The sequence below is a fragment of the Streptomyces sp. SID5910 genome (assembly GCF_009862125.1).
GTDB lineage: Bacteria > Actinomycetota > Actinomycetes > Streptomycetales > Streptomycetaceae > Streptomyces.
Genome location: NZ_WWHX01000336.1, coordinates 1 through 9,027, shown reverse-complemented (window position 1 = coordinate 9,027; position 9,027 = coordinate 1). Strand labels below are relative to the sequence as shown.

At 69.1% G+C, this 9,027-nt stretch carries 7 protein-coding genes and 2 tRNA genes; 3 read left to right on the top strand and 6 right to left on the bottom strand.

What is annotated here, in order from left to right; all coding sequences use genetic code 11:
• Together GTW67_RS11625 and GTW67_RS11620 are read left to right on the top strand one after the other, a co-directional pair.
• A tRNA-Asp gene (locus tag GTW67_RS11625) sits at positions 1–75 on the top strand.
• Positions 76–99: 24 nt separating this feature from the next.
• Positions 100–173, top strand: a tRNA-Phe gene (locus tag GTW67_RS11620).
• A gap of 94 nt (positions 174–267) precedes the next feature.
• Here the strand turns inward: GTW67_RS11620 and GTW67_RS11615 are convergent.
• The 4 genes from GTW67_RS11615 to GTW67_RS11600 all read right to left on the bottom strand — a co-directional run bounded on the left by GTW67_RS11615 (position 268) and on the right by GTW67_RS11600 (position 5,594).
• Positions 268–1,401 carry an acyl-CoA dehydrogenase family protein gene (locus tag GTW67_RS11615; protein ID WP_161164721.1) on the bottom strand — a complete coding sequence of 378 codons (1,134 nt, stop codon included), beginning with the start codon at positions 1,399–1,401 and terminating at the stop codon, positions 268–270.
• Between the two features lie 29 nt (positions 1,402–1,430).
• A complete protein-coding gene (locus GTW67_RS11610) occupies positions 1,431–2,687 on the bottom strand; it encodes an aminotransferase class I/II-fold pyridoxal phosphate-dependent enzyme (RefSeq protein WP_202437115.1) in 1,257 nt (418 codons plus the stop codon).
• A 33-nt stretch (positions 2,688–2,720) separates the two neighbouring features.
• Entirely contained in the window at positions 2,721–4,349 is a 1,629-nt protein-coding gene (locus GTW67_RS11605) for a class I adenylate-forming enzyme family protein (protein ID WP_161164720.1), read from the bottom strand.
• A gap of 429 nt (positions 4,350–4,778) precedes the next feature.
• Positions 4,779–5,594 carry an SDR family oxidoreductase gene (locus GTW67_RS11600; protein ID WP_161164719.1) on the bottom strand — a complete coding sequence of 272 codons (816 nt, stop codon included), beginning with the start codon at positions 5,592–5,594 and terminating at the stop codon, positions 4,779–4,781.
• Positions 5,595–5,889: 295 nt separating this feature from the next.
• On the opposite strand from GTW67_RS11600, the gene GTW67_RS11595 reads away from it, so the two are divergent.
• Positions 5,890–7,503 (top strand): MFS transporter, encoded by a 1,614-nt coding sequence (locus tag GTW67_RS11595; RefSeq protein WP_161164718.1) that lies wholly within the window; start codon positions 5,890–5,892, stop codon positions 7,501–7,503.
• Here the strand turns inward: GTW67_RS11595 and GTW67_RS11590 are convergent.
• Entirely contained in the window at positions 7,463–8,275 is an 813-nt protein-coding gene (locus GTW67_RS11590) for a helix-turn-helix transcriptional regulator (protein ID WP_346010626.1), read from the bottom strand. The two genes, GTW67_RS11595 and GTW67_RS11590, sit on opposite strands and share 41 nt — an antisense overlap.
• Before the next feature lie 359 nt (positions 8,276–8,634).
• Positions 8,635–8,874, bottom strand: a complete 240-nt coding sequence (locus tag GTW67_RS11585) for a flavin reductase family protein (protein WP_524539769.1) — start codon at positions 8,872–8,874, stop codon at positions 8,635–8,637.
• Between the last annotated feature and the right edge of the window lie 153 nt (positions 8,875–9,027).

Below are 9,027 nucleotides of genomic sequence, written 5' to 3'. Positions count from 1 at the left end.
GGTCCTGTGGAGCAGTTTGGAGTGCTCGCCACCCTGTCAAGGTGGAGGCCGCGGGTTCAAATCCCGTCAGGACCGCTGAGGTTTCACGTGAAACCTCGCGGCTGGGTAGCTCAGTTGGTACGAGCGATCGCCTGAAAAGCGATAGGTCGCCGGTTCGACCCCGGCCCCAGCCACAACCAAGGCCCCAATCTCAGGATTGGGGCCTTCTCGCATGTTCATCGTCGCGCTCAGGGCCAAGGTGTAGTGGAGGCCGGGACCCTCGCTTGGTCAGTGCAGCGTCAGCGCGTCGGTGCCCGAGTGGTACGCGTGCAGCGTGTCCGCGGTCGCCCGACGGGACGGCGGGTGGAAGCCGGCCGCCTGCACTGCCGCCAACAGGTACGCAATCTCAGGGGACTTGATGAAGGCGATACCGCCCAGCGAGTCCACGGCGGTCGACACGGCACGCCGGATGCCGTGCCGGATCTGCTCACGCACGAAGAGCAGACGCGCGGTGAGCTCGTCGGAGCGGTCGCCCTCATCGAAGGCGCGCGCGACGGCCTCCAGCGCCGCCATCGACGTCTCGATCTCGCAGGCAGCCTCGGCGTACAGCATCGGGCTGGTGTACGGGCTCGCCAGCATTCGCTCCAGCAGCAGCGAGGCCGCGCCCAGGTAAGTGGCCGAGATCAGCAGACCGAACCAGACGTAACCGGTCTTCTCGTGCATGCCGGTCGGGTCGTCGACGTCGTTCCAGAACAACAGCTCCGACGGCACGAACACGTCCTTCAGCACGACCGTCTCGCTCTGCGACGCGGCCAGGACGGGGGTCTCCCAGAACTTCTCGGTGCTGATCCCCTCGGAGGCGGACGGGATCACGATCACGCCGCGCCGGCCGGTCTCCTCGTCGGCGACGCTTGCGGTCAGCAGGTCCATGGCACTCGACAGACTGCACGGCTGCTTACGGCCAGTGACCTTGAAGCCGCCCTCGACCGCCCGGGCCGTCACGGTCGGCTTGAAGGCGCTCGCCGCGCTGGTGCCGACATTGCCCTCGGAGAAGCCCGACGACAGCAGCAGGCGCGCCAGCACCACCCCCTTGAGCAGCTCCTTCTCGTCGTCGGTGCCGGTGGCGCTGTGCTCGATGAGCGTGGCGATCGAGAGGTGGTGCATGGTGGTGGCGGCACCGAGCGAGGGCGACAGGGCGCCGATGGCCCGCTGTACCCGGGTCGCCTCCAGCGCGGGCGCGCCGAGACCGCCCCACTCCTGGGGCACCACCAGCGCGGGTGCGTCGGAGTTCTTGAACATCTCTATGACCCGGCTGTCGCGGGCCTCCAGGTCGAGCAGGTCGTGCTCGGACAGTTCCTTGTGCAGCCCGGGCAGGAAACGCTCCAGGGCGGCGCGCTCGGTCGTCATCAAACGGATCGTCATGGTCTCTCCCTCTGTGGTCACGTCGGTCGTCACGCGACCAACTGGCGCTCGGTGTCGAGCTCCAGCACCGCGTGGACGGCCTCGGCCGCCTCTTCCAGGTCGGCGAAGGTGTGTTCGGCGGTCACGGCCAGCCGCAGCAGCGCGTGGTCGAGCGGTACGGCGGGGTAATGCGCGAGGGCGGCGAACACACCGCGCTGGTACAGCTCGTGCCAGGTGGCGAACGCGCGCAGGGACTCGCCGACCATGACGGGGACGATCGGCGTCACGATCTCGGCGCCGTCGGGTCCGATCGCCGGGTCGGCCAGCGGAATCCCCAGGGAGACGAGGGAGTCGCGCAGGAAGCGGGCGTTGGCCAGGCACCGTTCGGCCCGCTCCTGGCCCTCCGCGGACCGGATCAGCCGGACCGCGGCGAGCGCCCCGCCGACGGCGGCCGGCACTCCCGCCGCGGTGAACAGGAAGGACCGCCCACTCGTCCGGACCGCGTCGATCAGGTCGTGCGAGCCCGCCGCGAAGCCGCCGACGGTGGCGATGCTCTTGGAGAAGGTGCCGGTGCGCAGCGGCGTCCGGTCGGCCACGCCGTACATCTCGGTGACGCCGGTCAGGTTCGGGCCGAACACGCCGACCGAGTGCGCCTCGTCGACCAGCAGGAGCGCATTGTGCTCCAGGCAGATCTCCGCGAGCCGGTCGACCGGCGCCAGGTCGCCCTCCATCGAGTACACCCCGTCGACGGCGACCAGGGCGGGCCGGCCGCGCTTGGCCGCGGTGGCCAGCTTCTCGGCGAGGCTGTCGACGTCGTTGTGGCGGAAGCGGACGGCCTGCGCGTCGGTGAACTTGGCCGCGTCGTGGAGTGAGGCGTGCGCGTCGGCGTCGGTGACGATCACGTCCCCGCGGCCGGCGAGGGTGCCGATGGTGCCCAGGTTCGCCTGGTGCCCGGTGGTGAAGACGATCGCGGCCTCGGTGCCGTACCAGTCGGCGATCTCGGCTTCCAGCTCCAGGTGCAGTTCGATCGTGCCGTTCAGCAGCCGACTGCCGGTGGATCCGGCTCCGAAGCGCTCCAGCGCCTTGCGTGCCCCTTCGATGACCAGCGGGTGGTCGGCGAGGCCGAGGTAGTTGTTCGAGCCGAGCATCAGACGGGGGGCGCCGTCGACGTCGACCCGGCGGGAGTTCGCGGACTGCATGGCGCGGAAGTAGGGCGACTTGCCTTCCAACTGCATGGCGCGGGCGATCTTCACGCTCCAGTTGTCCTGGAGGCGTCTCATCATCTGGTGCTTGTGGTTCCTGGGCACGAAAAGTTCTCCCGTTTCTGTCGTGCGTCGGGGTCAGCTCCAGCTGCCCGTGCCGAGCGGTGCTTCGTTGAAGAGCTGCTGACGCAGCGCGACGCGCTTGACCTTCCAGGTCGCCGTGCGCGGGATGGCGTCCCAGTCCAGGTGGATCGGGGCGTCCAGGGCGGGCAGACCGGTCAGTGCCGCGCGCCACCGCTGCGGGGCGATCTCCTGGCCGGAGTAGGTCGCGTAGACGACGCCTGGTCTGGCCTCGCGGCGGGCCAGCACGATCACCTCGCTCGCCTCGGGCAGCCGGTCCAGGAGGACGTCCTCGATGGCGATGCCGCTGGTGCCCTCGATCCGGTCGATCTCCCGGTCGACCAGCCGGATCATGCCGCTGCGCGACTTGATGCCGAGGTCTCCGGTGTTCCACCACCAACCGCTGACCTTGTTGTCGTGGCGGTGCTGCTCCCCGACGTAGGCCAGGCAGCGGCCGGGCTGACTGATCTCGACCAGGCCCACCTCGCCCTTCGGCAGCTCCTTTCCGCCGGCCGGGTCGGTGATGCGGATCTTGGCGACCGTGGGCAGCGGCCAGCCCATGTACTGGGTGGGCGGCGGGAACTGGCCGACCTTTCGCACCATCGACTTGAAGTACGGCCGCAGGACGAGCCCGCCGTTCTCGGTCTGGCTCCACGACTGCACCCAGACCGGCAGCCGCGCCTCGGAGGCGTTCAGGAACTTGCGGATCGAGCGGGTGTGCACGGCGTCGAAGGAGCTGATGTAGAAACGGACCTGCTTGAACAAGCTGCGCGGGTCGTCGAGCAGGTGCTCTTGGCGCAGGTACATGTTCGGGAGCATGTCGACGATCGTGGGGCGGTGCTCGGCAAGCAGATCCGCGATGTTCTCGTCGGGTACGTCCGCGACGGCCAGGTACTTCGGGCCGACGGTGGCGATGGCGAACAGCGCGGTCAGGGTGTGCTGGTGGAAGAACGGGTCGAAGAAGGCGAAGGTGTCGCTGTGCCTGAAGCCCATCCCGCCCCAGCGCTCGGTCTGGACGTGTGCGATGGCGTGCAGCGTCTCGGCGCTGTGCAGGGCCAGCTTCGGGATGCCGGTGGTGCCCGAAGTGTGGGTGGCGACCATCGGCTCGTCGAAAGCGCGCAGCTCCACGGGGGCGGCGGGGCTGCCGGCCAGGCTCTCGAAGGAGACGGCGCCGGAGGGAAGTTGGCTGTCGGCACCGATGACGATGGTCCTGCGGGTCAGTTTCGTCAGCGTCTGCGCGTCCAGCTCGGCGATCTCCAGCCGCCCCGGGTCGGTGACCAGGAACGGCTGCTCCATGCGGTCCAGCAACGTGGTGGCTACCTCGTTGCCGTGGTTCCAGGCCAGCTGGAAAGGGATGGCGCCGATACGGGCCGCGGCCGAGCCCACGACCTGGACATCGGGGTGGTTCGCCTTCATCACCGCGACGCGGTCCCACGGGCGGACCCCGGCCGCGTAGAGCCGGGCGGCTACGTCGTCCACCAGTGCGGCCCACTGGCAGTAGGTGAAGCGGGTGCCCGCGTCGGGCGCGATGTCGGCGGGCCGGGACAGGATGATCTGCTGGTTCGGGAAGCGCTGGGCCGCGATGTGCCACGCCTCGCCGTAACGACCGGTGGCCGGCGTACGGGAGAACGGGGTAATGCGTTTCAAGCCTCGGCTGCGGGTATATCCATTGAGGAATTCCGGCACGGCAGTGGTCATGGTTGCCCTTGCATATCTTGTACGGATACACTGGAGACCCGGCGTTTTCAGGAACGGCCGGAAAGGCATAGCAGAGCCATGGTCGCAAAATCGGCATCGATGGCGATTTTGCCATGCCCAGACGAATCAGATTCAGCCTTCACCCGATGGGCTTCTCGGCTTCCCGACCATAGTTCACCCGTCGTGAGCAGAACAATATGAGTTCTGCACGTCCGGAGGTGCACCGTCACGGCGTCAGGTTTTGACTTTCACGGTTCAAAGAAAAGTGACGCAAGTCGAGGGCGGTATTTCCCACAGGTCAGGCCCGCAAGCGGGGCAGAAAGCGGAACCTGCGCCTGAAAGTCCTGCGCGGCCCCGGGTTACGCGTCAGGCGAGCGGTCAGTGCGGCATGCCGTAGGAGCCCAGCACCAGCCGCTCCATGACGGTACGCGGCAGCAGCCGCTTCAGGGTGAACACCAGCGGGGCGTTGCTGCCTGCCGCGTACAGCGGCCGGGGTCGGGCCGCCTCGATCGCCGCCAGGATCGTGCGCGCCATCCGCTCTGGCGGCAGCCCGCTGTTCTCCTTGTCGCGCGCATTCGCCTCCAGCGTCAGCAGGCTCTGCTTGTGGGGCGAGCCCTCGGGCACCACGCGGGAGCGGCGCTCCCCGAAGCCGGTGGCGAAGTTGCCGGGCTCCACCGTCGTCAGCCACACGCCGAACGGGCTCAGCTCCCGGCGCGCGGCCGTCGCGAAACCGCGCAGGGCGAGCTTCGAGGCCACGTAGGCCGAGCGGTACGGCAGCGGGAAGCTCGCCAGCATGGAGCCCACCATGACGACACGGCCGTAGCCGCGTGAGCGCATGCCCGGCAGCAGCTCCTGGGCCAGCTGCACCGGCGCCACGGTGTTGACCCGCAGGATGCGCTCGATGCTCGCCACGGGCAGGTCCTCCAGGGCGCCGATCTGGCTCTCCCCCGCGTTGTTCACCAACACGTCGACCGGTCCGGCCTGTTCGGCGCAGCGGACGACCGACACCGGGTCCCCGAGGTCGAGTTCGAGGTACTCGACGCCGGGCAGGCGCCGGTCGGCCGGGATGTGGTCGGGCTTGCGACTGGTGCCGAGGACGCGGAAGCCCCGGGCCGTGAGGAGCCTCGCGGTCGCCCGGCCGATGCCCGTCGAGGCGCCGGTCACCAGTGCTGTGCGCTGAGTCGAGGCGCTCATCGGAACGCTCCTTGGTCGGAGAGGCGGAGTGTGCGGTGTCAGGAAAGCTAGCGATCACAAAGAGCGCCGGACATCCTCTCAGGGCTTACGCGACCGGTACGGACAGTCGTGTGTCCGCTGCGCGAAATCGCTCCGCGAGGCAGTCGGAAGTTGTCCGCTACGCGATATCAGCCGTCCTCTCACGCCATTCCCGAGCGGCCCGTCGGACATTTAGCGTGACAGGTGCGGTGCCCGACCGACATCCACGGGTGCTTTCTCCGCAGCCGACCTCCACGCCTGATTCCAGGGAGTTTCCATGTCCACGACCGCAGCGACCAAGCGTGAGGACACGCCGGTCGATGCCGCACAGCGCCGGCCCGGACTTGTGCTGTTCATGGTCTGCGTCGCGATCTTCATGCTGATGCTCGACGCGATGGTCGTCTCCGCCGCCCTCGCCGACATCCGCTCGGAGTTCAACGCCTCCATCGACGGGTTGCAATGGATCGTCGACGCCTACTCGATCCCACTGGCCGGCCTCATGCTGACCTTCGGCACGCTCGGCGACCGGTTCGGCCGCAAGCGCCTCTTCATCACCGGCATGATCGTGTTCACCGCCGCTTCGCTGGCGCTGACGCTGGCGGGCGGCATCGTGGAACTCGACATCCTGCGCGTGGTGCAGGGCATCGGTGCGGCGATGCTGTTCGCCACCGCGCTGCCGCTGCTGGCCGTCGCGTTCCCCGAGGCCGGCAAGCGGGCGAAGGCGATCGGCATCTACGGGGCGGTGATGGCGGGCGCGACCGTCCTCGGCCCGGTCATCGGCGGTGTGCTGGTCACCCAGTTCGGCTGGCGCTCGATCTTCACCGTCAACGTGCCGATCGGCATCGCCGTCACCTTGCTGGCCGTGCTGAAGATGCCGGCCACCACGAGCACGCCGGGCCGCCGCGCCGACTGGCTCGGCTCGCTGCTGCTCACCGGCGGCCTGGTCTCGGCCGTGTTCGCGCTGACCCGGAGCCACGCGCTGGGCTGGACGTCGAGGACGGTCATCTCCCTGCTCGTCACCGGCGTCGTCCTGGTGATCGCCTTCCTGTACTGGCAGACCCGGGCCAAGCACCCGCTGCTCGACATCTCGATGGCGAAGAAGCCCGGGTTCACCGGCACCGCGGTCGTGTCCGTCGCGCACATGGCCACGCTGATGGCTTCGGCCACCTACCTGTCGCTGTTCCTGATGGGCACGCTCGGCTACACGCCGCTGCAGATGGGCCTCAGGCTGCTACCGATCAGCGCCTGCGCGATGGTCGCCGCTGCCCTGACCCCGATCGTCGCCAAGCGCATGCCGATCAGCGTCGGGCTGACAGGCACCATGGCGATGGTGACCGTGGGCATGTTCCTGCTGGGCAACTACGGTCACGGCGACAGCTGGACCCACTTCCTGCCCGGCATGATCATCGGTGGTCTCGGCCTCGGCGCCCTGACCGCGGTCAACCAGGCCGCGTCGCTGACCTTCGCCTCGCAGGAGAACGCGGGCATGTCCTCCTCGACCTTCGCCACGCTGCGGCAGGTCGGCATGGCGATGGGCATCGCCGGGCTCGGCGCGATGTTCAGCCATGTCGCGCAGGACAAGGCGGAGTCCGGGCTCGCGACGGTCGCCGGGGGCGAAGCGGTGCCGCAGGACCTGAAGCAGGAGTTCGTCCACCAGGTCGAATCCGGCGCGGGGCACCAGGTGGTCGAGGCGGTGCCGTCGCAGTTCCACGACCTGGTGCCCTCCCTGGTCCGGGTCGCGGACAACGCGTCGATCGACGGGCTCAACTCCCTGGCCGCTCTGGGCACCTGGATCGGCGCCGGTTCCGTGGTCATCGCGGGGATCGCCTTCGCGATCGACCGCGGCCGGGTCAGTCGCCGCCAGGAGGAGGAGTGCCCGGTGTCCGCGTGAACCGGGACTGTGCGCCGCTCCCCCCGAAGTACGAGGCGGGAGTGGTGCCGATCTCGCGCCGGAACGCGGTGATGAAGGCGCTCGCGGTGCCGTAGCCGACGGCGCGGGCGACCCGCGAAATCGGCTCTCCCATGCCGAGCATGGGCAGCGCCGCGTTCAGCCGCTCGTACGTACGCCAGCTCGCGAAGCTCACACCTGTCTCGGCACGGAAGCGGCGCGAGAGGGTGCGCGGCGACGCCCCGACCTCCCGGCCCCAGTCCTCCAGGTCCCGGGGGTCGGCGGGGTCCTTCTTGATGGCGAGCGCGACGCGCCGGGCCAGCGAGTCGGTGGGCAGGATCGTCGGGATCGTCGCGACCGACATCGGCTTCATCAGGTCCCACAGCACGGCGGTGACCCGGGCGCGATGGTCCTCTGCGTCGGCGCCTATGGTCACGAGGTGGCTCAGCAGCGGTCCGACCAGCCCGGTGGCGTCGATGACGGTCGGGGCGTCCCAGCGCAGCGGGCAGTCGTCCGGTTCGAAGTACAGCGAGACCATCGACACGGACGAGTTCGGGAAAACCGCGTGATCCACGCCGCCGGGGATCCACAGTGCTCGCGAACGCTGCACCACCCAGCGGAAATTGCCCACGCCCATGGTGAGCAGACCGGTGGGCGCCCAGGTCAGCTGGTGCTGCGGGTGGTTGTGGGCGGAGACATCGACCCCGGCCTCGAGCGGGACGACCATGCTCGCGATGGCCGGGTAGTTGATGGTGAAGTGCGTTTTGCCGATCACGAACTCCAACCCTAGCGTCAACTCCCCCTGTTCCGGGGGGTCGTGAGCGTCCACTGGCCGGATCCTGCCACTGACGGACCGGGCGGGGGCCCGGCTGTCGGAGATCGCGGGGCTGAGCGCACCGCCTTGGGCGTCACGCTGGGCAAAGAGGCGTCGCCGGGTCGAGGGCACGTGGGGGCGGCCGTGCCGTCGACCCGCCGCACGCCGAGATCTGGGCCCAGACCGGTCGCACCACGTTCGTCACCTCCGAACGCACCCTGGGCTGTGCGGACGGGGTCAGGCCCAGTCGGGAGAGTGCCCTGCTGCCGCGCCATCCGGACGGCTTCCCTCTCCCCCTCCTCGCATGGCACGGCGTGCTGTCAGGCGGCCGGCCACGTACGGAACTGGCGCAGTCCGTCACCGTGTGTGCGTCCCGCACCAACGGTGAAGCCGCCGCGCTCCAGGGCGGCGGCGAGGGTCTGGCTGCCCGCGCGCAGGCACACCAGGAGCGTCGGCGGATCGAGCGAGACACTGCACAGCGACGAGACGGTCATCCCCCGCGGGGCGCCCATACCGTCGACGCCTGTGACCACGCACACGCCGGTGGGAAAGCCGCTCATTCCACTGCCCAGCCCGGACCACCCGGCTGGGCAGTGGAAAGAAAGGGGCAAGGAACCTTGAGACCATGAGCGTCTCGCGCCACCCCGGGACCTATATGTGCGACACTGTCGTACGAAGCTTGGTCCTGTGGAGCAGTTTGGAGTGCTCGCCAC